This window comes from Citrobacter sp. RHBSTW-00944, from assembly GCF_013615435.1.
In the GTDB taxonomy this organism is placed as follows: Bacteria; Pseudomonadota; Gammaproteobacteria; order Enterobacterales; family Enterobacteriaceae; genus Citrobacter; species Citrobacter braakii.
Genome location: NZ_CP055418.1, coordinates 765227 through 789213, shown reverse-complemented (window position 1 = coordinate 789213; position 23987 = coordinate 765227). Strand labels below are relative to the sequence as shown.

General features: G+C 52.0%; 20 protein-coding genes and 3 pseudogenes. 9 read left to right on the top strand and 14 right to left on the bottom strand.

Features of this window, described 5'->3' with window-relative positions:
• Nucleotides 1-80: 80 nt before the first annotated feature.
• Genes HV334_RS03735 through HV334_RS03715 form a run of 5 tightly spaced genes read left to right on the top strand, consistent with a single transcriptional unit; the run spans nucleotide 81 to nucleotide 4394 of the window.
• Nucleotides 81-1826 (top strand): class I mannose-6-phosphate isomerase, encoded by a 1746-nt coding sequence (locus tag HV334_RS03735; protein WP_181221189.1) that lies wholly within the window; start codon nucleotides 81-83, stop codon nucleotides 1824-1826.
• 4 nt (nucleotides 1827-1830) lie between these two features.
• A complete protein-coding gene (locus HV334_RS03730) occupies nucleotides 1831-2259 on the top strand; it encodes a PTS fructose transporter subunit IIA (RefSeq protein WP_103766845.1) in 429 nt (142 codons plus the stop codon).
• 11 nt (nucleotides 2260-2270) lie between these two features.
• A complete protein-coding gene (locus HV334_RS03725) occupies nucleotides 2271-2765 on the top strand; it encodes a PTS sugar transporter subunit IIB (protein WP_003837349.1) in 495 nt (164 codons plus the stop codon).
• A gap of 10 nt (nucleotides 2766-2775) precedes the next feature.
• On the top strand, nucleotides 2776-3576 hold the full coding sequence (locus HV334_RS03720) for a PTS sugar transporter subunit IIC (protein ID WP_016151644.1): 801 nt from the start codon (nucleotides 2776-2778) through the stop codon (nucleotides 3574-3576).
• Nucleotides 3576-4394: a PTS system mannose/fructose/sorbose family transporter subunit IID gene (locus HV334_RS03715; RefSeq protein WP_016151643.1), complete on the top strand. Its 819-nt coding sequence runs from the start codon at nucleotides 3576-3578 to the stop codon at nucleotides 4392-4394. Before HV334_RS03720 ends, HV334_RS03715 begins: the two co-directional genes overlap by 1 nt.
• 41 nt (nucleotides 4395-4435) lie before the next feature.
• Here HV334_RS03715 and HV334_RS03710 read toward each other — a convergent pair whose 3' ends face one another.
• The 9 genes and pseudogenes from HV334_RS03710 to HV334_RS25225 all read right to left on the bottom strand — a co-directional run bounded on the left by HV334_RS03710 (nucleotide 4436) and on the right by HV334_RS25225 (nucleotide 12884).
• Nucleotides 4436-5218 (bottom strand): glucose-6-phosphate isomerase family protein, encoded by a 783-nt coding sequence (locus tag HV334_RS03710; protein ID WP_047500153.1) that lies wholly within the window; start codon nucleotides 5216-5218, stop codon nucleotides 4436-4438.
• A complete protein-coding gene (locus HV334_RS03705) occupies nucleotides 5211-5774 on the bottom strand; it encodes a glucose-6-phosphate isomerase family protein (protein ID WP_016151641.1) in 564 nt (187 codons plus the stop codon). Before HV334_RS03705 ends, HV334_RS03710 begins: the two co-directional genes overlap by 8 nt.
• A gap of 97 nt (nucleotides 5775-5871) precedes the next feature.
• Nucleotides 5872-6786, bottom strand: coding sequence for a ribonucleoside hydrolase RihC (gene rihC, locus HV334_RS03700; RefSeq protein WP_047500151.1), 915 nt, complete (start codon nucleotides 6784-6786; stop codon nucleotides 5872-5874).
• Nucleotides 6787-6852: 66 nt separating this feature from the next.
• A complete protein-coding gene (ispH, locus tag HV334_RS03695) occupies nucleotides 6853-7803 on the bottom strand; it encodes a 4-hydroxy-3-methylbut-2-enyl diphosphate reductase (RefSeq protein WP_047500149.1) in 951 nt (316 codons plus the stop codon).
• 1 nt (nucleotide 7804) lies between these two features.
• Nucleotides 7805-8254, bottom strand: coding sequence for an FKBP-type peptidyl-prolyl cis-trans isomerase (gene fkpB, locus HV334_RS03690; RefSeq protein WP_003018929.1), 450 nt, complete (start codon nucleotides 8252-8254; stop codon nucleotides 7805-7807).
• 117 nt (nucleotides 8255-8371) lie between these two features.
• The gene (lspA, locus tag HV334_RS03685; RefSeq protein WP_003018932.1) at nucleotides 8372-8869 is read right to left on the bottom strand and encodes a signal peptidase II; all 498 of its coding nucleotides are present in this window, start codon (nucleotides 8867-8869) and stop codon (nucleotides 8372-8374) included.
• A complete protein-coding gene (ileS, locus tag HV334_RS03680) occupies nucleotides 8869-11685 on the bottom strand; it encodes an isoleucine--tRNA ligase (RefSeq protein WP_181221188.1) in 2817 nt (938 codons plus the stop codon). Before ileS ends, lspA begins: the two co-directional genes overlap by 1 nt.
• Nucleotides 11686-11722: 37 nt before the next feature.
• Nucleotides 11723-12661, bottom strand: coding sequence for a bifunctional riboflavin kinase/FAD synthetase (ribF, locus tag HV334_RS03675; protein WP_181221187.1), 939 nt, complete (start codon nucleotides 12659-12661; stop codon nucleotides 11723-11725).
• 7 nt (nucleotides 12662-12668) lie between these two features.
• Nucleotides 12669-12884, bottom strand: a pseudogene (locus HV334_RS25225) (DUF2575 domain-containing protein).
• Nucleotides 12885-12989: 105 nt separating this feature from the next.
• Here HV334_RS25225 and rpsT point away from each other — a divergent pair.
• Together rpsT and HV334_RS25220 are read left to right on the top strand one after the other, a co-directional pair.
• Complete coding sequence (rpsT, locus tag HV334_RS03670) at nucleotides 12990-13253, top strand: 30S ribosomal protein S20 (RefSeq protein ID WP_003018940.1); 264 nt, start codon at nucleotides 12990-12992, stop codon at nucleotides 13251-13253.
• A 69-nt stretch (nucleotides 13254-13322) separates the two neighbouring features.
• Nucleotides 13323-13655, top strand: a pseudogene (locus HV334_RS25220) (transposase domain-containing protein); the annotation flags it as partial.
• 120 nt (nucleotides 13656-13775) lie between these two features.
• Here the strand turns inward: HV334_RS25220 and HV334_RS03660 are convergent.
• Nucleotides 13776-14501 (bottom strand): winged helix-turn-helix domain-containing protein, encoded by a 726-nt coding sequence (locus HV334_RS03660; RefSeq protein WP_103766847.1) that lies wholly within the window; start codon nucleotides 14499-14501, stop codon nucleotides 13776-13778.
• Nucleotides 14502-14758: 257 nt separating this feature from the next.
• Nucleotides 14759-16240: a glycosyl hydrolase family 18 protein gene (locus tag HV334_RS03655; RefSeq protein ID WP_019078334.1), complete on the bottom strand. Its 1482-nt coding sequence runs from the start codon at nucleotides 16238-16240 to the stop codon at nucleotides 14759-14761.
• Between the two features lie 777 nt (nucleotides 16241-17017).
• Here HV334_RS03655 and HV334_RS03650 point away from each other — a divergent pair.
• Entirely contained in the window at nucleotides 17018-18391 is a 1374-nt protein-coding gene (locus HV334_RS03650) for an MFS transporter (protein WP_103766848.1), read from the top strand.
• Nucleotides 18392-18431: 40 nt separating this feature from the next.
• On the top strand, nucleotides 18432-20471 hold the full coding sequence (locus HV334_RS03645) for a glycoside hydrolase family 31 protein (RefSeq protein WP_181221186.1): 2040 nt from the start codon (nucleotides 18432-18434) through the stop codon (nucleotides 20469-20471).
• Between the two features lie 48 nt (nucleotides 20472-20519).
• Here HV334_RS03645 and nhaR read toward each other — a convergent pair.
• The 3 genes and pseudogenes from nhaR to dnaJ all read right to left on the bottom strand — a co-directional run bounded on the left by nhaR (nucleotide 20520) and on the right by dnaJ (nucleotide 23974).
• Nucleotides 20520-21426 (bottom strand): annotated as a pseudogene (nhaR, locus tag HV334_RS03640) (transcriptional activator NhaR).
• Between the two features lie 38 nt (nucleotides 21427-21464).
• Nucleotides 21465-22631, bottom strand: a complete 1167-nt coding sequence (gene nhaA, locus HV334_RS03635) for a Na+/H+ antiporter NhaA (RefSeq protein ID WP_016151635.1) — start codon at nucleotides 22629-22631, stop codon at nucleotides 21465-21467.
• A 209-nt stretch (nucleotides 22632-22840) separates the two neighbouring features.
• On the bottom strand, nucleotides 22841-23974 hold the full coding sequence (gene dnaJ, locus HV334_RS03630) for a molecular chaperone DnaJ (protein WP_008786151.1): 1134 nt from the start codon (nucleotides 23972-23974) through the stop codon (nucleotides 22841-22843).
• Nucleotides 23975-23987: the final 13 nt, after the last annotated feature.

Here is a 23987-nt window from a genome sequence, read left to right as displayed (position 1 = left end):
TGGCGGGTTAATCGCGTTAACCACACTATGAAAATAAGGTTAATCGATTAATCTTAAATAAGCCAACACGGAGACAGAATATGCGTACAACCTATAATAAATTCCCTGAGGTTAACGTTCAGGGCTATGGCAACCACGCCTGGCAGGGTTGGTCGTCGATTCATTCAGTGCTTAACACCAGGGTTTCTACCGCCGCCAAAACCGTATTGATCGTGGATTGCTATCCGGGCGTGCGGCTTGACGAGCTGGAGCAACAGCTTGTTACGACATTAGATACCGCACTGGTGCTAAATATTGAATCCGCCCGCCGCGATGAGCAGGCCCTGCATGATTTACTGGCGCGTAACCTTACCGACGATCGCGTATTCGGCGTTCTCTCCTGTCATCACCTGGATGAATTTTTTGATAGCGACAGACTCAGCCAACTCCGCCAACAGATTGATGCCGTTACCTCAGGGCTGGTTGTCGTGTACGGCTCGGGCGCTGCGCTGGCACACCCTGGTGACGTACTGGTTTATGCCGATCTTCCGCGCTGGGAAATTCAACAGCGTATGCGTCATAACGGGCTGGGTAACTGGGGTGCAGAAAACCAGGATGAAGATATTCTTCGTCGTTACAAACGTGCTTTTTTCATTGAATGGCGGGTATTCGACAAACACAAAACGCCGTTACTCAAACGCGCCGATTATTTGCTCGATACCACGGTAGAAAATAGTCCCGCGATGGTCAGCGGCGACGCGTTACGCGCCGGTCTGCAACAAACCACCGAACAACCGTTTCGCGTTGCCCCTTTCTTTGACCCAGGCGTCTGGGGCGGGCAATGGATGAAACAACGCTTCGATCTCGATCCCTCAGCCCCCAATTACGCGTGGTGTTTTGATTGCGTGCCCGAGGAAAACAGCCTGTTACTGCGTTTTGGCAACGTGCGGATCGAGATCCCCTCTCAGGATCTGGTACTGACCTGTCCCCGCCCCCTGCTGGGTGAAAAAGTTCACGCGCGCTTTGGCGCGGAATTCCCGATCCGTTTTGACTTCCTCGACACTATTGGCGGCCAGAATTTGAGTTTTCAGGTTCATCCGCTCACGGAGTACATTCAACAGCAGTTTGGTATGCACTATACACAGGATGAGAGCTATTACATTCTCGAAGCCGAGCCGGACGCCGTGGTGTATCTCGGGACCAAAACCGGGATCGCACCGCAGGATATGCTCGACGACCTCAGGGCCGCGGGTCGTGGCGAAAAAACCTTTGATGATGAACGATTCGTTAACCAGATCCCTGCACATAAACACGATCACTTCCTGATCCCCGCCGGAACCGTACACTGCTCGGGTGCAGGAACCATGGTGCTGGAGATCAGCGCAACGCCCTATATCTTCACCTTCAAGCTGTGGGATTGGGGCCGCTTAGGGTTAGACGGCTTACCGCGTCCGGTGCATCTGGATCACGGTCAGCAGGTTATTGACTGGCAGCGCGACACGCAATGGGTGCACGACAACCTCGTCAACCGTATTGAACCCCTGGCTGAAGGAGAGGGTTGGCGGGAAGAAAGAACCGGAATGCACGAACGCGAATTTATCGAAACGCGTCGCCATTGGTTTACGGCACCGGTCACTCACCATACCCATGGCGGCGTCAACGTCCTGAACCTGGTCGAAGGTGCGCAGGCCGTTGTTGAAAGCCCGAGCGGCGCGTTTCCCCCGTTTGTCGTCAACTATGCAGAGACCTTTATCATCCCTGCCGCCGTCGGAGAATATCGTATTTCGCCGTTTGGCAAAGGCATCGGTCAACAGCTCGCCACGATTAAAGCCTGGGTTAGAGGATAAGCGCATGATTAACGTAATTGTTGCCACCCATGGTCCCCTGGCGGACGCGCTTCTCGCCAGCGGTCGTATGGTTTATGGAGAATTACCGCATGTTTACCCCGTCACGCTGAGTGAACAGACAGGTATCGAAGGGTTTAAAGAGACGTTCTCTCAGGTTCTCACCAGTGCCGGAAAAGACGCTGACGGCGTACTGGTGCTGTGTGACATGCAAAGCGGTACGCCGTGGAATGTCGCCTGCCATCATGCTTTTTCTTCACAAACGGTTCCTCCCGTTGCCGTCGTAGCGGGGGTCAATTTCCCGATGCTGTTACAAAGCGAGGAGATTTGCCATTTAACGGATGTTCACGCCGCAGCCGTCGAGCTGTTGGCGCTGACGATACCCACGCTGATTAAAGCCGCCCCGGTTTTATCCGTTCAGTCCGACGATTTTTAAAGGAAAACACTATGAGTATTTCTTTTGTACGTATCGATGACCGCGTAATCCATGGGCAGCTCGTGACACGTTGGGCCAAAGAGCTGCCCTGTGATGGGATCGTCGCTATAGACGACGCCGTCGCGGCCGACCCTTTGCTCTCTTCGGTGATGAAAGGCGCCGTACAGGACACCAAAGTTTGGTTGTTTGATACGGCCACCGCGATTGAAAAATTGCCAAAAGTCATTGCCAGCGAGAAACGTTATTTCGTCATTGGCAAATCACCCGTCACGCTCAAACGCATTGAAGAAGCAGGTATCAGCCTGAAAAATGCCAACGGCAAGATTAATGTAGGTCCGATGAGCGCGCGTGCTGATACCACCACCATCGGCCCGAATCAGTCGGTCAACGGGGATGAAATTGCCGCCTTTGACTGGCTGACGCAACATGGACACCTGGTTGAGTTTCGCCTGGTTCCTGATGCCAGTTGCTACAGCTGGCAGGACGCACGTCAGAAGCTGAAATAAGGAGCGCACGATGATTATCGAAGCTACGTTGATTGGCATACTTTGCTATCTCGGCGCCCTCAGCAGTCCCTGGCTTCTGGGGCTGACCGGCGGCTGGTATCTGATCACCCGCCCGCTGATTTCCGGAATGCTGGTCGGGATTATTCTCGGCGACATTAAAACCGGGATCATGATTGGCGTCGCGGTTCAGGCGGTATATATCGCGATGGTAACGCCTGGCGGTTCGATGCCGGCCGATCTCAACTTTGTCGCTTACCCCGCAATCGCCTTAGGGATCCTTTCAGGAAAAGGCCCCGAGGTCGCGGTCGCACTGGCGGCGACCATCGGTATCGCCGGAACCATTTTGTTTAACGCGATGATGGTACTGAACTCTTTCTGGAATCACCGGGCAGATGTGGCGCTGGAACGGGGCGACGAACGCGGTATTTACCTGAACAGCGCCATCTGGCCACAGGTGACAAACTTTGTCCTGCGTTTTGTGCCAACTTTTATTGCGGTTTACTTCGGCGCGCAATATATCAGCGGTTTTATGGACAGCTTGCCGAAAATAGTTCTGTCAACGATGAACGTACTGGGCGGCATTTTACCCGCCGTCGGGATCGCGATTTTGCTAAAGCAGATCATCAAAAACTACACCATGCTGATCTACTTCCTCGTCGGTTTTGTCTGCATCGTATTTTTAAAACTCAACATGGTCGCGCTGGTGATCGTCGGTTCGCTGTTGGCGTTGATCCATTACAACTACAAACCGGAACCGCCGCAGGCCGCGAATGCAAAGTCGGTAGCCGATGATGATGAGGATGAATTCTGATGGAAGAACGTACACTTACGCGTAAAGATCTTCGCCGCTGCTGGCGCGCATGGATGATGCACAACTTGTCATCGATGAGTTTTGAACGTCTGGAATCTTTTGGCTTTTGTCTGAGTATGCTTCCGGTGGCGAAAAAGCTCTATCCCGACGCAGCTCAACGTACTGAAATGCTGCGCCGTCATGCCTCATTCTATAATACGGAACCCCAGATAGGCGCGATCGTAAACGGCATGGTGCTGGGGCTGGAGGAGAAAAAAGCGAACGGTGAGCCGATCGATGGGGAGACCATCAATACCCTGAAGGTTGGCCTGATGGGCCCTATTGCCGGGATCGGCGATTCAATGATCCCTGGCATGCTGATCCCTATCCTGCTCAGCATCGGCATGGCCCTGGCGGCCGGCGGTAACATTCTCGGGCCGCTGTTTTATACCGTTGCCTGGCTGGCCATCATCATTCCCGGCTCGTGGTTCTTGTTCCTGAAAGGCTACAAAATGGGTTCTGGCTCGGTGGAAATGCTGGTGAGCAGCAAGTCTGCCCGTCTGCGTGAAGCGTTATCGCTGCTGGGTGTGTTTGTCATGGGGGGCGTGGCGGCCAGCTACGTTAAACTTGGCACCGGGCTGGAGTTTATTACCAAAGATGGGGTGAATATCCATGTTCAACAGATGCTGGACGGTATCTTCCCGCAGTTACTGCCGCTGATTGTGGTGCTTGGTACCTGGTATCTGATGGCCAAGCGCGGTGTGTCACCAGTGAAAGCGATGATTTTACTGTTGATACTGGCCGCCCTCGGCGTCGCCACGGGCCTGTTTGCGGGATAACACACAGAAAACGGTACAGCCGGGGCTATGCCCCGGTTTTTTTATGGATGAAAGTTTTGCCACAGCTCGGGGTGCTTGTCCGGGCGTGAGATAAATTGGAAACGCGCCGGGTCCTCGATGAATTGTTGATAAACAGGTGCGGAGGTAATCGAGAATTCCGTATATTGTCTGGGCGTAACGGCCTGCAGTCGTCCAGGGATGTAACGCGGATTATGCTGCCAGATAACGTTGTTGCCCTGCAGCAGCGGATACCATGCCAGTCCTTTATGCGCACGCACAGCGTCGTACTCAAAACCATATTCACGATCGCACCACGCGCCAAAGGTTAACGGTACATCCGGGTCTGCGGATATAGTCGCATGCCCCCAACCGGGTGGTACCAACACTTTCTCACCGGGTCCGGCAATTACAGCAAAACAGCGGCCTGGGTCATCCTCAACATATTCCTGCATATAAATGATCGCTTTTCCCTGCCAGATTTCATAAAGCTCCGGCGGAGACCAGCCGCTGTGCTGACTAATACGATGAATATGTCCCTGACTACGCACCGGCTCTTCTCCCAGCCGTCCCGCCGCATAGGTCACCACGCCAAACAACAGCATCCGCTTTTTCAACTCTTCGCGATCCTGCATTCGCGCCACATCCATCGCTATGGCATACACCTCTTGCGGCCCTTCACAGTGCGGATCGCGCAGCGAGGCGCGAATCTGGTCAAGTTGACGAATCTCCGGCATCGGCCCGGTAACCTCATCCCCATAGCTAAAACCAAGCGGGTGATGATGGACCGTCATATCCAGGGCGTAAGAATGCGCTAAGTCACCCATTCTGTACCTCCTTCGCCTGAACCGTCTTATTTTCCTCAAAGACCCTTATTCTGAAGCCGCTGGCGAGCGCTGCATAATCATGACCCGCAATCCCTGGCCATACGGCGAGCGCCGACAGAACCTCTTCCCCGGTGTTGATTAACCGATGCGCGGTAAAGCCGGGGATAATATGGACAGATCCCGCGAATACTTTTTCCAGCCTCGCGTCGCCCTGCTCAGTTTGCAACAGCAGCAAACCGGTGCCACGCAGACCAAAATAGACTTCCCCCTGTTCGCGGCGCGCATGGAAATGCCCGCGGGTCATAAAATACTCACAGCCGACCCGGCCAGGGTAAAGATGGGTAACGCCGGTGTAGAGTTCACCTTCAGCGGGAGAGGTATCCAGCATCTCGACGTCATACACGACCTGCTCGCCAGCCAGCTGTTGACGGGCGTGTTCATCGGCAAAAACGTCTGGAAGATCCTCAATACGGGTGGATTTACGCAATAACAGGCCATCAGCTAAAGCGCCGCTTGCCCACGCCACCTGCGGTGGCTGGATAAAAGAAAGGTTCATATGTGTCTCCGGCCCGAGGAGAACAACAGGATCAGATTAGCAGATTAATCGATTAACCTGCTATCGCTATCTGCATATTGCGGGCCGGATCACAGCCTCAAGGTGCCAGCGTCAGTACCTCTGCCACCCACTGCTGGAACCCCTCAACGTCCAGCCCCAGCGCGACCTGGGCATTTGCCGGATGCCCTAAACGTCCTTCAATGTCCACCACCGTCGTACCCGAGGTATATTCACCCTGGGTTTCAACCGCCACGAAGCACGGCTGCAGGGTAAACAGTTCCGGGCGCACCAGCCAGGCAATAGCGCACAGGTCGTGCATTCGTAGCCCCGTATTCATACTGCCGCTACGGTAATGGCTAAACAGCGCGTGCAGCATTTTTCCCGTCTGGTTAAGCTGCGGCAACGTCGCCAGATAGTCAGGGGTGAGCATGGCCTGATTAGTGACATCCAGCCCGCACATCACAATCTCCAGCCCGCTCTGGAAGACTTTTGCGGCGGCCTCGGGATCAATAGCGATATTAAACTCGGCGTTTGGCGTGAAGTTCCCGCGCCCGGCAGAACCGCCCATAATCACCAGACGGTGAATGTTGAATATGCATTCAGGATAATGAGTCAGCAGCAGCGCAATGTTGGTCAGGGGGCCAATTGCCACCAGCGTCACAGGCTGCGGGGCATGCATCAACGCATCGCGAATGGCCTGGAAGGCAGGTTTTGCCATCACCTGGCGGTCGTGTTCGACAAATTCATACCCTTCCATACCTGATTCACCGTGTACGGAAGCGGCATCTCGCAGCGTTCTCACCAGCGGCATCGATGCCCCCTGCGCCAGTGGAATATCCGCATTCCAGAAGTGCAGCAGTTGCAATGCATTACGGGTGGTTTTTTCCACCGACACATTACCTGCTACCGTGGTCATCAGTTGCAGATCCAGCTCAGGGGCAAACAGCGCGGCGGCAATAGCGGCAGCATCATCAATGCCGGGATCGGTATCAAGAATGATCGGTAAGCGCATGGTTTCTCCATAAAAAAATGCCAGACGTTAAGTCTGGCATCTTCTCATAATCGTAACCGGAAAGACTTACTCTACTTCACGAACATCCACACGCAGCTCTTTCGGTACTTCGAAAACGATGTTTTCTTCACGCCCTTCCAGCGGAATAGCTTCCCCACCGCCAAGCTCCTGCAGGCGAGCAATCACGTTTTGCACCAGGATATCAGGCGCCGAGGCACCGGCCGTCACGCCCACGCACCTGGCTTCTTTCACCCACGCTTCCTGGATATCGGTCGCATCGTCAATCAGATACGCCGCTTTCCCCATTCGTTGGGCCAGTTCAGCCAGACGGTTGGAGTTAGAAGAGTTTTTCGAGCCGACCACCAGCACAACATCGGCCTGCTCCGCCAGCGCACGCACCGCTTCCTGACGGTTGGTCGTGGCATAACAGATATCGTCTTTGCGCGGCCCGACAATTTTCGGGAAACGGCTTCGCAACGCGTCAATAACGTCAGAGGTGTCATCAACGGAGAGAGTAGTCTGCGTCATGAAGGACAATTTGCCTTCATTTTTTACATTCAGTTTCAGCACATCTTCAGGTGATTCGACCAGATACATTCCCCCCTGCGGGTTACTGTACTGGCCCATCGTGCCTTCAACTTCCGGATGCCCGGCGTGACCAATTAAAATTGATTCTTCACCGCGACGGCTGGCGCGGGCAACTTCCATATGCACTTTCGTTACCAGCGGGCAGGTCGCATCAAAAACCGTGAGGTCGCGGCCTTTGGCTTCGTTACGCACCGCCTGAGACACACCATGAGCGGAGAAAATCAGGATCGCGCCATCCGGTACTTCACTGATTTGCTCAATAAAAATAGCGCCGCGCTCGCGCAGGCTATCCACCACATAGCGGTTATGCACCACTTCATGACGGACATAAATCGGTGCGCCGTAAATAGCCAGCGCGTTTTCCACAATGCTGATAGCGCGGTCTACGCCAGCGCAAAAACCGCGCGGGTTGGCCAACAGGATCTGCATTTTACGCCTCCAGTGCCGGTTCGACTTCCAGCACTTCAATATCAAAATGAACGGTATGCCCGGCCAGCGGATGGTTGAAATCAACCGTGATCGAGTCACCATTGATTTCGCGGATCACACCAGGCATCTCACTGCCGTCCATTGCGGTAAAGAGCATGATAGCGCCAATTTCTGGCTCGCCCGCGTCCATAAATTCCCGACGCGAGAAATACTGAATTAAGTCCGGGCTTGACACGCCGAAGGCGGCATCCGGCTCCAGAGCAAAAGTGGTTTTATCACCTTCTTTTAACCCCAGCAGGTGTTGTTCCAGTCCTTCAGACAGAGAACCGTCGCCCAGGCGAAACAGCGCAGGCTTGCCGTTATTGCGGGTTGACTCTGCGGTGGAGCCATCGTCGAGCTTAAGGGTGAAGTGCACCAGCACCGCACTGTTACTCTGTACTGATTTAGACATGCAGGTTGCTCTTTAAAATTGCTGCCGCCTGTTTGCCCGATAGTGCTACGCTTACCGGGCCCACAAGGATCGCAGTATATTGTAGGCCGGATTAGCATAGCGCCATCCGGCATTTTTTTATGCGGCTTTTTTCTCTTTCGACGGTAAGAAGCCTTCGAGGACAATCAATGCCGCACCGATACAGATCGCCGTATCGGCAAGGTTGAATGTCGCGAAATGCCAGTCACCGACGTAAAAGTCAATCATATCAACCACGAAGCCGTGCCACAGGCGGTCGAACAGGTTGCCCAGCGCACCGCCAATGATTAACGCATACGCGATGTTGTTTAGCTTCTGCGTCGCCTTCGAGCGATACATCATCACCATCAGGATAACGCAGATACCAATGGCGATACCGGCAAAGAACCAACGTTGCCAGCCACCGCTGTCGGCTAAGAAGCTAAACGCCGCACCATAGTTACGCGCATAGTGCAGATTAAGCGACGGGAACAGCGACACCGTATCCCCCAGAGCAAAGTTCTGGAGGATCAGGTATTTGCTGCCTAAATCGATAATCAGCACGACTACCACCAGCCACAGCCAGCGTAGTCCTGTTGAACAGAGAGGCTTACTCATCAGGCAAACTTACGTTGTTCGCCATCACCGGCGATGTTGCTGACACAGCGTCCGCAGATATCTGCATGTTCCGCCACCTGGCCGACATCGGTAGTGTAATGCCAGCAGCGCGGACATTTCTCACCTTCGGCTTTGCTTAGTACGATTTTCAGACCTTTAAGCAGTTCGCTCTGCTGAGCGTCAGCAGGAGCCGCTGCATAATCCGCAACCGTCGCACCGGAGGTCAGCAGAACAAAGCGCAACTCTTCGCCCAGCGCGGTCAGTTTCGCCGCCAGTTCTGGTTCAGCGTACAGAGTAACCGCCGCTTCCAGCGAACCACCGACTTTCTTATCCGCACGCGCCTGCTCGATGACCTTGTTCACTTCGCCGCGCACTTTCAGCAACTCGTCCCAGTAGGCGTCATTCATCGCTTCGGTTTCGCCTAAGCCAAACAGACCTTCGTACCATTCACCGGTAAAGACGTACTTCTCACGATCTCCCGGCAGGTAACCCCAGATTTCATCGGCGGTGAAGGACATGATCGGCGCCATCCAGCGTACCAGCGCTTCTGCAATATGGAACAGCGCAGTCTGGCAACTACGACGCGCCACACTGTCAGCTTTCGCGGTGTACTGACGGTCTTTGATGATGTCGAGGTAGAACGAACCCATTTCTACGGAGCAGAAGCGCATCAGGCGCTGTACTACTTCGTGGAAGTCATAAGCTTCATAAGCTTTCAGGATCTCTTCCTGCGCCGCTTGTGCACAACCTACCGCCCAGCGATCCAGCACCACCATCTCTTCCGGTTTCACCATATCTTTTACCGGATCGAACCCGTTCAGGTTCGCCAGCAGGAAGCGTGCGGTGTTACGGATACGACGATAGCTGTCGGCAGCACGTTTCAGGATTTCGTCAGAAACGGCCATTTCGCCGGTATAGTCGGTAGAAGCGACCCACAGACGCAGAATATCCGCGCCCAGTTTGTTCATTACGTCCTGCGGGCTTACGGTGTTACCGATAGACTTGGACATTTTGCGACCCTGACCATCAACGGTGAAACCGTGGGTCAGTACCTGACAGTATGGCGCTTTGCCCTTCATTGCAGTGGAGATCATCAGAGAAGACATGAACCAGCCGCGGTGCTGGTCAGAACCTTCCAGATACATATCTGCCGCATGGCCTGCAAACTCAGGACGCACGTCCACGACGGATGAGTGGGTTGAACCGGAGTCGAACCACACGTCCAGCGTATCCGGGACTTTGACATACTGGTCAGCTTCATCGCCAAGGATATCTTTCGGGTCGAGATCCCACCACGCCTGGATGCCGTCAACTTCAACGCGTTTGGCCACTTCTTCCATCAGTTCGATAGCACGCGGATGCAGCTCTTCGGTGTCTTTGTGAACAAACAGAGACATCGGCACACCCCACGTACGCTGACGGGAGATACACCAGTCAGGACGGTTGGCAACCATCGATTCAATACGTGCCTGGCCCCAATCCGGGATCCATTGCACGCCTTTGATCTCTTTAAGTGACTGCGCGCGCAGACCTTTCTGATCCATGCTGACGAACCACTGCGGAGTCGCACGGAAGATGATCGGCGATTTGTGGCGCCAGCAGCACGGGTAGCTGTGCTGCATCTTCTCAACGTGCAGCAGAGCGCCTTTATCGCTCAGCAGCGCAACGATTTTGTCGTTGGCTTTAAAGACGTTCACACCGTCCAGATCCGGATAGGTACCCGCCAGATATGCGCCGTCCGGGCCAACCGGGTTAGCGATTTCCAGACCGTATTTCTGGCTAATGACGTAGTCATCCGGACCGTGGCCGCCGGCGGTATGGACCGCACCGGTACCAGCATCCAGCGTCACGTGATCGCCAAGAATAGCCGGCACGTCAAAGCCCATAAACGGATGGGTAAAGCGCAGCAGTTCCAGCTCGGCGCCTTTTACGGTGCCCAGAATAGTGTATTCAGCCGCACCAATACGCTGCATGACGCTTTCAACCAGATCCTTCGCCAGAATCACAGCCTGCCCGTCAATCTGCACCAGCGCATAGTCAAAATCAGGCGCCAGAGAGATTGCGCGGTTCGCAGGTAACGTCCACGGGGTGGTAGTCCAGATAACCAGTGAGATCGGGCCATTGACGTCAGAAACGCCAAATTTCGCTTTTACCGCGTCCTGATCGACGGCGTGGAACGCAACGTCGATGGACGGGGAGGTTTTGTCATAATACTCAACTTCCGCTTCCGCCAGCGCGGAACGGCAATCAACGCACCAGTGCACCGGCTTCGCACCTTTGTGCAGGTGACCGTTACCAATGATTTTACCCAGCGCACGAATGATGTTGGCTTCAGTTTTGAAGTCCATGGTCAGGTACGGATGCGACCAGTCGCCCAGCACGCCAAGACGGATAAAGTCTTTACGCTGACCGTCAACCTGCGTCGCTGCGTATTCACGGCATTTGGCGCGGAACTCAGCGGCGGTGAACTTCTCGCCCGGCTTGCCGTATTCCTGCTCTACTTTCAGCTCGATAGGCAGACCGTGGCAGTCCCAGCCCGGAACGTAAGGCGAGTCGAATCCCGTGAGTCCTTTGGACTTCACGATAATGTCTTTCAGAATCTTGTTAACCGAGTGACCAATATGAATGCTGCCATTCGCATAAGGAGGGCCATCATGCAGAATGAAGGTTTTTTTGCCTTTTTTGGCCGCACGAATGATGCCGTACAGGTCATCATCAGTCCAACGCGCCAGCATTCCCGGTTCACGCTTGGCGAGATCGCCGCGCATCGGGAACCCTGTTTCCGGCAAATTCAGGGTTGATTTATAGTCACTCATCAGATTCTCGGTTCCGTATTTAAAACTCGTATAGGCATTAAGCCGGTTTTGTTAGCCCAAAAAATTCACGGGCAGTCAACTCATCACGCGCAATCTGCGCTTTTAGTTCATCCAGCGAGGCAAATCGCTGTTCGCTGCGTATTTTTTTACGCAGTACTACATCTATATGGAGACCATACAGGTCCATTACAACGTCCAATAGATGCACTTCCAACTGTTGGCGTACGCCTGCTACCGTCGGGCGTGTGCCGATGTTGGCGACGCCGGGTAAAGGTTTGTCACCCAGCCCCATTACTTCAACCGCATAAACCCCTTTCACCGGAGAAACCTGGCGACGAAGCGGTAAGTTTGCCGTCGGAAAACCGATAGTGCGCCCTAACTCGTCACCGTGAACTACGCGTCCTGAGATAGTAAAAGGATGCCCAAGCAGGCTTTCGGCCAGTTGCAGGTTATCTTCCGCCAGCGCCTGACGTACCGCGGTGCTGCTGATGCGCACACCGCCTTCACAGAAGGTTTGGGTGCTGGTGATATCAAAACCATACTCAGCGCCCGCTTCCTGTAATAACAAGAAATCGCCCGCACGGCTAGCGCCAAAGCGGAAATCATCACCAACGGCAAGAAATTGTACATCAAGGCGCTTCACCAGCAGATCGCTGATGAAGGTCTGCGCCGTTAATGCCGCGAAGCGCCTGTCAAAACGCACGCACAGCACGTAATCAACGCCGCACTCCGCCAGATAACGCAGTTTTTCCCGCAGGCGGGTGAGGCGCGCAGGTGACTTGTCCGTCGCAAACAGCTCCAGCGGCTGCGGCTCGAAAATCATCACCATCACCGGTAAATTGCGTTTGCGCCCTTCTTCCCGTAAGCCCTGCAGCAACGCACGATGGCCACGGTGCACGCCGTCGAAATTACCAATAGTCAGCACACACCCATGCGGGGCCTGACTGAGATTATGTATGCCTCGTATCAGCTTCATGTCTGGCTCAAAACAGTGAAAATCGTGAAAGTATACCCTGTACCGCGTTCAACGTTAACCGGCGATTGTTTCTACGAAACAGAAAGAGGATGGTTTTCATCGTTATGAAACAAATTGACGCCCTTCACGGGCACACCAATGCAATTTTTCTCGTGGAAAGGCTGTATTCACGCCCCGCAAGCTGGTAGAATCCTGCGCCATCACTACGCAACGAGTGCTGCAATTTAAACGGCGCTTATTTGCACAAATCCATTGACAAAAGAAGGCTAAAAGGGCATATTCCTCGGCCTTTGAATTGTCCATATAGAACACATTTGGGAGTTGGACCTTGGCTAATATCAAATCAGCTAAGAAGCGCGCCGTTCAGTCTGAAAAGGCCCGCAAGCACAACGCTAGCCGTCGCTCTATGATGCGTACTTTCATCAAGAAAGTATACGCAGCTATCGAAGCTGGCGACAAAGCTACTGCACTGAAAGCATTTAACGAAATGCAACCGATCGTGGACCGTCAGGCTGCTAAAGGTCTGATCCACAAAAACAAAGCTGCACGTCATAAAGCAAACCTGACTGCACAGATCAACAAACTGGCTTAATCGCCTGCTTGTTGTCGCTTTGTGAAAAAAATCACGCAAGCGTAGCACAAATAAGCCCCATCATTTTTGATGGGGCTTTTTCATACTTTCAACCTGTCGCTATGCGATACAATTTGGGCTGAACCCGAATCTCTTTCCTCTTTTCGGCACTCAATACCTCCTGAATGTCTCTCAGGTCCTTCGCTCCACAGATAAAGCCAGTATCAGAAAGCATAAACTCTCCGCGGAACTTGTTATCTGGTTAATTATCGGAATGAGCTTCATTATGATCTCTACATCACCGATGCGGTGACAAAACTCGAGCTTGTTCTGGATGGCTCTCTGGCTGCCAACTCTATTAATCAGACCTGCTGGAAATTCCGTGATGAACCGCTTGAGGCATTATTTCATCTAACCGGCTCATCACTGGACGCATCATCTTGCCGAACGACGGTTAACCGAGCTTTTCGGTGGCAAGATGACGCTCTCGCCTTATCCACCAAACGCATAATAAACTTAAGTTGCATTACGTAACGAAAAATATCATGAAGTCACTTTTTTACATATATATTCATGATTTTTGCAATTTTCGCTTGTATCGTACTTATTGCACTGGCACAGGATAAATCCTTTTTGTCCATGACTATCTTTTCCCGTTTCAGGATTTAAATACAGGTTTTTCCCGCCATTATGAAGACGTAACTCTTCCCTGTAGAAAAACACTGTCAGGAGTACTAATACTGTAGTCAATACAAATGTCAGGAACGCTAAAATAACCCTCGCCTTATGCAGGGAGAGATTAACGGCAACGTCTGTTTTTTTGCCTTCGGTTTTTTTCTGAATTTCATAATGAGCACTGAGAATATCAGTGTCAGAAGGACAGGAAAATACCTCAATGGCAGCAGGTTCATTTTTTTCAGCGCCTAATTCAGCAACCGGTGTAACGCTATAGGCCGGATTGATCTGGTAGCCCAGTCGGGGATGGGTCACGATTAAATCCGTCATCTCTATATCCCGCAAATCCCGCCGCAAGGCATAAATCGTCTGCAATAACGTACTATCGCTGGCGAATAAACCAAATTGTCCCCATACCTCATCGCAAATTTGCTTTTTTGTCGTTATATCTTGTTGGGTATGTGAGATGAGACACTTCAAACAGCGACCTTTCACGCCGGATAAATGAATACTTTCCCCATCCTTAAGATGATGAAGAACCATTTCACTTGTATCAAACAATAAATCATTTCCAATCATGAATGATGTAACCATTTGAAAATCCATTAACTATTGAGATGCATTATTTTAGTACCAAAAATAATCATCTAACTGAGAGAATTGTCAAACCTGATGTAAAAAACCATAAAAAAATCTAAAAACAAGAAGGCAATGTCATAAAATGTAATATAAACTTACTTATTCAATCCAAAATAATAATTCACCTGATACACAATATTTATTTACTTATCTATGTTTTTTACACGATGAGACAGCCGAAAATGTCCCCCTTTACAGGGGGACATGAGCGCTTACTTTGTAATACCTTTAAAATAGAACGGTCTCATATCAACAGTTTGCCGCGTCATTTCGCAGCCCAGCCCTTCGCGAGCCGCATTCACCAGCGGGCCACGATCCAAATCCGCCGTCCAGGTAAACAGGCCGCCCAGGCCGCGGGATTTTACGTACTCGGCTTTGGCCTTCACGGTGCGCGGGGTATCCAGCGACATAAAGACTTTAGACTGTGGGTTATACAGGAAATCCGCATCCGCCACTTCATCGGTGTAAACAATAAAATTATTGCGACCGGTCTGGTTTTCCAGATCAAGATAATTTGCGATATGGTCGTACCATTCCGTTGAGCCGGATTCAAATGTTCCGACCGTCGTGCCGTATCCTGGCGTGTAAGTTCCTTTCAGCGGAGATACGCTCTGGATCGTCGCATCATGGGCATTACGGCTATAACCGGCATAACCGATAAAGACCTGTTTAAGCGGCACCCCAATCGACTCCAGATAATTAACGGCGGTCTCTACGCTCCAGTTATTCGCGCTGCCATTCGGGTAGAGATTGGTATGATGCGCCAGCTCGGTAGCCCACGGCGTACCAAAGAAGTCGTAGGTCATTAAATTAATGCCCCAGACCCCCGCATCAATGAGCGCTGGAATATTGGCTTTTTTCAGTTTCTCGATGTCACCAGCCGCGGCAACGCTAATTTTCACATCACTGCGATTGATTTTATTCAGCGCGGCTTTCACATCCTTAATCAAGGCAGCAAAATTTGGTGCGTCAGTATCATCGTAGGTATTACCGGTATTTCCCGGGGCACCCGGATATTCCCAATCCAGATCGATTTCGCTAAACATCGGGAATCGGGTGAACAGATCGGTCAGGCCGTCGCAGAATAGCGCACGTTTATGTGGATCCTTAGCCATAAAGTGGAACGCCTGGCTCATGGTCCAGCCGCCGATACTCATTGAAAGATGGAGATTCGGGTTCTTTTTCTGTACATCGCGTAACCCCCCCAGAACGCCCTGTGCATCGTACTGATGGAAAAGCGCCATGTAATCATTGCTTACCCAGCCCGCAAAGCCGCAGTTGCGGTAGGAGGCAACATCTCCCCACGCATCGACAAAAGTGGGTTGCCATTGCGTACGCTGGAAGTCGACTGCGGCATTGTTGATGGTCGTCGCTTTCTCGCCGGTATCGCCGACGATCCCGCAGAAACCCAGCGTAATTTTATCGTAAGCAAAGGGGTCTAATAACGCCAGGTCAACGCCGCGCCCACAGCTGGAAGGCGCGAAATCACCATCGAGACGGCCGTCATATTGCGACCAGTCCGTCCAGTAACCGGACACTTTAAACTCGTTGGGCTTGTACTCGTTATAGGCTACCTTCGCAACACGCGCCGATGTATAGCTAAACTCATTGGTTTCCGTGGCCGCCACAAATCCGTTCTGCTCGTACTCTTTTGTACTGAGCGAATCATTTTGTACCAGTTTGCTGTTAGTCATAATGCTTACCTCGTTAATGAGTCATAGAAGAAATAGTGTGTCCCATACGTCCGGTGGGACACCTATGTAATGCTCCCATTATGCGAGGGGTGCTAATCACAAACGCTTTGAAACCATGAGATATCGATTTGATGAGATCTCATTTTCTGTATAAAACAGGTTATGAGATAGGGTAAGAAGCGGGCTGGAGGGTCTCAGGAAATTACTTTCTGTTTGATCTTAAAGATTTTTTCTCCGGCACATCCACTTTGATCAACGCACGCCAGTGACCCTGCCACAAGGTGGCAGGGCGCAGTGTACCGACTGGCCGAGTAACAACCCCCCACAACCCAATACCGTTCACTTAAGCGGCGCGGCATTGCGCGTAAGCGGGTTTATTATGCCTGTCGTTTGCAGCCTGATTCGACAGCAACCGTCATTCACTGATCTTGAACAGTACTCCTCCTGCCCGCTCCTCCTTTCAGTCCGCCACCTCACCAGGTACATGAAAGTTATTTTCTTTCACTGTTTAACTTTTTTAATTTCATTGTAGATGAAATTGTGACCACCATAACAAATGAAATAATTACTCATCCAAAAACGAATAAACGCAATCCTGAAGTAAGATTTGATAATTGATCACGATGCCAGAGTTAACTATTTTTCATAAAACCAATTAACCACTATTTCAATCCAAAGGCTAACGTTTTCTGGAAACAAAAAATAAAAAACACCCTATTGCTTAGAAAGTAAAAGCTGTTTTTCTGGGCGTATCGCACCAATATCGGAGTTATCATTATGAGTTCTGTTATTGAGGATACCCAGTCTTGCGGGTCAGCATCATTATCTTTACTACAGCGTATTAGCTACGGCTCTTTAGATGTGGCAGGTAATCTACTGTACTGTTTCGGTTCAACCTACATCTTATATTTCTACACGGACGTTGCGGGTATCAGCCTCGCCGTAGCCGGGGTTATCCTGCTACTGGCGCGTATTGTAGATGGTATAGACGCCCCCATCTGGGGAATCATCATCGATAAGACGCGTTCGCGTTACGGTAAATGCCGCCCTTGGTTTTTATGGTTACCGCTGCCTTTTGGTGTATTCAGCGCGCTGTCATTTTGGTCTCCCGATATCAGTATGACAGGAAAAGCCATCTATGCAGCAATATCCTACATGATTGCCAGCATTTTATTTACCGGACTTAATACACCACTCAGCGCAATATTACCCCTGATGACCCTATCCCCCAAGGAGCGGCTGGTATTAAATTCCTGGAGAATGACCGGCGGGCAAATTGGGGTTTTATTAATGAATGCCACTGCATTGCCCCTTGTAGCATTTTTAGGTAACGGAAACGATCATACAGGATTTATTTATACGGCGATTCTGTTTGCCGTCATATCCTGTTCACTAACGCTTTTCGCCTTTAAAAATATCCGTGAAATGGATGCGGATAAAATACAGCAAGAACCAAGATTGCCGATGAAAAAAAGTTTCACGGCGATGAAAGGTAACTGGCCATGGATCCTGATGGTGCTGGCAAACCTGATCTTCTGGATCGCCCTGCAGCAGCGCTCCACGACGATTGTCTACTATCTAACCTACAACCTTGACCGCAAAGATCTGGTTCCGCTGATTAACAGCCTGGCGACAATTCAGATCCTGTTTATCATCGCCATTCCTTTCTTTAGCAAATACCTGGCTAAAACCTGGATATGGGTAGGCGGCTTACTGGTCGCCACCTTAGGCGGCGTCCTGATGTGGCTGGCGGCGGACAACATTCCTTTCCTCATCGCTGCCTGGGTGCTCGGAAATATCGGCAGCGGAATCGCCTGCTCAATGCCGTTTGCCATGCTGGGCTTCGCCGTCGACTTCGGCGCATGGAAAACGGGTATCAAGGCTACCGGCATTCTTATCGCCTTCGGCAGTACTTTCTGCATCAAGATGGGCAGTGGCCTAGGTACCGCTTTCGCCGCCTGGATCATGAACAGTTTTGGCTATGTTCCGAACCACGCCCAGAACGCTGCAGGTCTGGAAGGAATTACCTGGGCCTTTATCTGGACGCCTGCCTTGCTCTTCACGCTCGCGGCGATCCCGCTGCTTTTCTTCCGTAAATACGAAGCGATGGAAGAGAAGATTCGCCACGATCTGGTAACCATCAATCAATAACATACCTTACCTTCACCCTCGAAATACGGGAGGCACCACCATGCCATTTGTGCAACATGACCCGCGTCGCCTGGTCTGGCAGCAAAACGATCGCTATTTGTGGATTGAACCCTGGGGCGAGAACAGCCTACGCGTGCGCAGCGGCCGTCATCTACCGGTAATGAGAAATGAGGACTGGGCATTGAATGAGCCCGTCGCAGAAAGCCTCTGCCATATTGTTTATGAGCACCACCAGGCGACGCTGACTAACGGTAAAATTATCGCTGTCGTCAATCAAAAAGGGCAAGTCACCTTTTACCGCCATTCGCATAAGCCCCTGTTGCAGGAGTTCTGGCGTCTGCGGGGCGAAATCGGTGAGGACGAGTCTTCACACGGTCAGTACGTCAGCGCCCTAAACCTTGAAGGGCGCGAATTCCGCCCTATTCCGGGAGGAAAATATTCGATTAAAGCCCGCTTCGAAGCCGCTGAAGGGGAAAAAATCTATGGCATGGGCCAGTATCAGCAGGCCAATATGGATCTTAAAGGGTGCGTTCTGGAGCTGGCACAGCGTAACTCCCAAGCCTCAGTACCATTCATGCTTTCAAGTCTGGGCTACGGATTTTTATGGAACAATCCAGCAGTTGGTCGCGTAACCTTCGCCCACAACGTCACTGAATGGGAAGCTCAGGTCAGCGAACAACTGGACTACTGGATCACCGCTGGCGATACCCCCGCAGAAATCAGCCAGGCTTACGCGCTTGCTACTGGCACACCGCCGATGATGCCGGATTACGCCATGGGTTTCTGGCAGTGCAAACTCCGCTATCGTACTCAGGAAGAGCTGCTGGCGGTCGCCCGCGAGTATAAACGACGCAACTTGCCCATCTCGGTTATCGTTATCGATTTCTTCCACTGGCCAAATCAGGGGGACTGGATGTTCGACCAGCGCGACTGGCCCGATCCCGGCGCCATGATCGCCGAGCTAAAATCACTGGGCATTGAGCTGATGGTCTCTGTCTGGCCGACGGTGGATAACCGCACCGAGAGCTATCGGGAGATGCATGAAAACGGCTGGCTGGTGCAAACGGAACGCGGAATACCGATCAATATGGATTTCCTCGGCAATACCACTTTTTTTGACGCCACTCATCCAGGCGCTCGTGACTACGTCTGGGGTAAAGCTAAGCGCAACTATTACGATAAAGGCGTGAAGCTCTTCTGGTTAGATGAAGCTGAACCTGAGTTCAGCGTTTACGATTACGACAACTATCGCTATCACGCCGGGCCAGTGCTGGAAGTGGGCAATATCTACCCGCGAATGTACGCCCAAACCTTTTTTGATGGCATGAAAGCCGATGGCGAAGACAAGGTTATCAACCTGCTACGTTGCGCCTGGGCCGGGAGCCAGAAATACGGCGCGCTGGTCTGGTCCGGAGATATCCACTCTTCGTTTCGATCGCTACGCAATCAGTTTGCCGCCGGACTCAATATGGGAATCGCGGGGATACCGTGGTGGACGACGGATATCGGTGGTTTTCATGGCGGTAATATTCACGACCCGCAATTTCATGAGTTGCTGATTCGCTGGTTTCAGTGGGGCGTCTTTAGCCCGGTGATGCGTCTGCACGGTAACCGCGATCCGCAGATTTTACCGGAACATGCTTACCGTGATGGTATTGCCCAATGCCCGACCGGTGCGGCGAACGAAGTGTGGAGCTATGGCGAGGAGGTGTGTGAAGTTTTGACCGGCTGTCTGACGTTGCGTGAAAAGCTAAAGCCGTACATCAAAGCTCTGATGGTGGAAACGCACGAACGCAATGCGCCGGTAATGCGCCCCCTGTTTTTTGAATTCCCAGAGCAGACAAGGAGTTGGGAAATTACCGATCAGTACTGTTTTGGCCCCGACCTACTGATTGCGCCCGTCATGCACGAAGGTATGCGTGAACGTGACATCTGGCTACCAGAAGGGGAAACATGGACGGAACTTGTGACCGGCGAGAGTTATGCGGGAGGACAAACGCTGCGCTATGCCGCACCACTGAACAGAATTCCGGTATTTATCCGCGAAGGTGGTCAGTACCGAAATTTATTAAAGCTGTAGAATCCTTCCGGCTGTAGGCAACCACCGCAGCCGGAAGCATTACGACGATCAGGCTGATTGCAGCTTAAATAATGCCGAGTAGTCCGCATTGCAAATACGCTGCACCGCTGGATGCTGGATGCTGGATCATTCTTTCTGCAAATATGGCGTGATACTCCTCCATTACATTCTCTACGCGTCCAATTTCAACAATTGAATCATCGGCATAGAAATTGTGGGAATAAAGCGTAGGCGCAACAAAAATAGCATTATGCGTTGCGCCGAACGCTTTCATCAGCGCGGCGTCATCAAACTCGCCAAGGATTTCAACGTTCAGCCCTTGTGAGTTAATCCAGTTCAGCAGCTTACGCCCGAGCATAGAACGGCGCCCTGGGATCAGCAATCGACGCTCTTCGAGGCAGGCCGGAAATGGTTTCTCAGGCAATGGCTGGGTGCACCAAAAGCTCACGCTGCATTCGCCAATCCGCACCGAGAACAACCCTTCCTGCTGCGTAGAATCGATCGGGCAGTCGGAGATAATCATATCCAGTTTATGCTGGCTGAGCTGATCAAGCAGCATCTCGTGCGTTGATTCAAAACAACGCAGATGGATTTGTTCATCTTCAACGACTGCGGCATTCAGCACGCTGCTGACCAGCTGTTTGGACAACGCATCCGCTACGCCGACATCGAACAGTAAATTCGACTCTTTGCGATAGTTCACGATATCCAGCATTTCCTGGCTTAACGTGAACATCTTATCCGCATAACGAAAAACCAATTCGCCTAATTCGGTGGGCTCCAGTCCACGCCCCTTCCGCTTGAACAACTTTCCCTGTAAGCGTTCCTCAAGCGCTTTAATCTGCCCGGTAATGGTCTGCGGTGTCAGATAAAGCGCCTCTGCTGCACCAACCACAGATCCTTCTTTATATACATGCCAAAAGTAGTACAGGTGGTTGTAGTTTATATGAGACATACTCTCTCCCTGAAAATTGTCACGAAAGGGTTATCCCGTCAGGCTGCTGCGTTCAACCGGGTGCGTAACCAGCAGTAACCTATTACCGCCGACAGCAAAGAACCAATCAGGATCCCCAGTTTCGCCCAGTTAATCAGCTCAGGATCGACGGTCCCAAACGCCAGGCTGGCGATGAAAATCGACATCGTAAAGCCAATGCCGCACAGAATGCCGACCGCCATAATTTGCTGGAAATTCGTTCCCTCCGGCAATTGCGCCATCCTGAAGCGTAACGCCAGCCAGCAAAAGAGGCTGATACCCAGTGGTTTCCCGATTAACAGGCCAGCAATGATCCCCAGCGGTAACACCGAAGTCAGTCCATCAATGGTGACGCCCTGCAGTGAAACACCCGCGTTAGCGAAGGCAAACAACGGTAGGATCAGGTATGCCACCCACGGGTGCAGAACATGCTCCAGACGCTTCGCCGGTGAACGCCCGTGTTTTTCCTTCAACGGGATGAAGAAACCGACGATCACGCCCGCTAGGGTTGCATGCACGCCAGACTTCAGTACGGCCGTCCACAGCACTACGCCAACCAGAATATAAATACCGGTACGTCTTACACCGCACAGATTCAATGCTGCCAGGACAAGGATCGCGCACGCGGCAACGCCCAGCGACAGCAGCGAGAGATCGCTGGTGTAGAACAACGCGATGATCACAATAGCGCCGAGGTCATCGATTATCGCCAGCGCCATCAGGAAGATTTTCAACGCCAGCGGGACACGGCTGCCCAACAGCGCCAGCACGCCTAATGCAAAAGCGATATCCGTTGCCGCCGGGATCGCCCAACCCTCACGGGTGATAGGGTCAGCATAGTTGAATGCCAGATACAGCAGCGCCGGGACAATCATGCCCCCGATAGCGGCAATGATCGGAAACGCCGCCTGGCGCAGACTGGCCAGCGAACCTTGCATTAACTCGCGCTTCACTTCCAAACCGATCAACAGGAAGAAAACCGCCATCAACGCGTCATTGATCCACAGCAGCATATTTTTGTTGATCTCAAGCGCGCCAACCCGCAGTTGAACGGGCGTTTCCAGAAAGGCGTGGTACCATCCACTGGTAACCCCGATATTTGCCATCAGCATAGCAACCACGGCAGCGATGATCAGAATGATGCCCCCCGAGGCGTCACTACTAAAAAAACGATGCAGATGTTTCACTTTTATTCTCTCTATTGGGTGAATACTTCGTAAATACTATCTTACACCTTCATAAAGCTCGTTAAAATTAGATTATTCATGATGAATAGATCGGTTTTTACGAGCCATTAAAATAAAGTCGTTCAGGTTTTTCCGAACGGAAAACAGAAATAAAAAAGCCTGAAACTTTTCAGTTCCAGGCTTTTTATCAAAGATTATTGAGTCGAGAATTAGCGCGTCAAATCGTCAAAAAATTTCTTCACACCGTCGAAGAAGCTTTTAGAGCGCGGACTGTTTTGCTCGCCGGTCGGGCCGCCAAAGCTGTCCTGCAGATCTTTCAGCAACTGCTTCTGCTTGTCGTTGAGGCCTACCGGGGTTTCAACCACTACACGGCACAGCAGATCGCCCTGTGCGCCGCCGCGTACTGACTTAACGCCTTTGCCACGCATGCGGAACAGTTTGCCGGTTTGCGTTTCGCCCGGGATTTTTAACTTCACGCGACCATCCAGCGTCGGCACTTCAATCTCGCCGCCCAGCGCTGCCATCGCAAAGTTAATCGGCACTTCGCAGTACAGGTTATTGCCTTCACGTTCGAAAATTGGGTGCTGTTTTACCTGCACCTGAACGTACAAGTCGCCTGCTGGCGCGCCATGTTCACCGGCTTCACCTTCACCCGCTAAACGAATACGATCGCCAGTATCAACCCCAGCCGGGATCTTAACGGACAGCGTTTTGCTCTTCTCAACACGACCATGACCATGGCATTTGTTGCACGGGTCTTTAATCAACGTACCGCGGCCCTGACAGTGTGGACAGGTCTGCTGTACGGCAAAAAAGCCCTGACGCATCTGCACCTGACCAGAACCGTGACAGGTTGGACAGGTCTGGGGTTGCGTGCCCGCCTTCGCACCACTGCCGTGGCAAACATCACACTCTTCCAGCGTCGGAATACGGATCTCTTTGGTGACGCCACGCACGGCTTCTTCCAGAGTGAGATCCATGTTGTAACGTAAATCAGCACCACGTGAGGCGCGCTGACGACCGCGACCGCCGCCAAAGATATCGCCAAACACGTCACCAAAGATATCGCTGAAGTCGGCCCCGCCGCCAAAACCGCCGCCACCGCCCATACCGCCTTGCTCAAACGCTGCATGGCCGTACTGATCATAAGCCGCACGTTTTTGCGCATCGGTGAGGATCTCGTACGCTTCTTTGATCTCTTTAAACTTGGCTTCGGCCTCTTTATCACCCTGGTTGCGGTCCGGGTGATATTTCATGGCCAGGCGCTTGTAGGCCTTTTTGATTTCACGCTCTTCCGCTGATTTGGAAACGCCTAAAATCTCGTAATAGTCTTGCTTAGCCATCTCTTTTTATCTG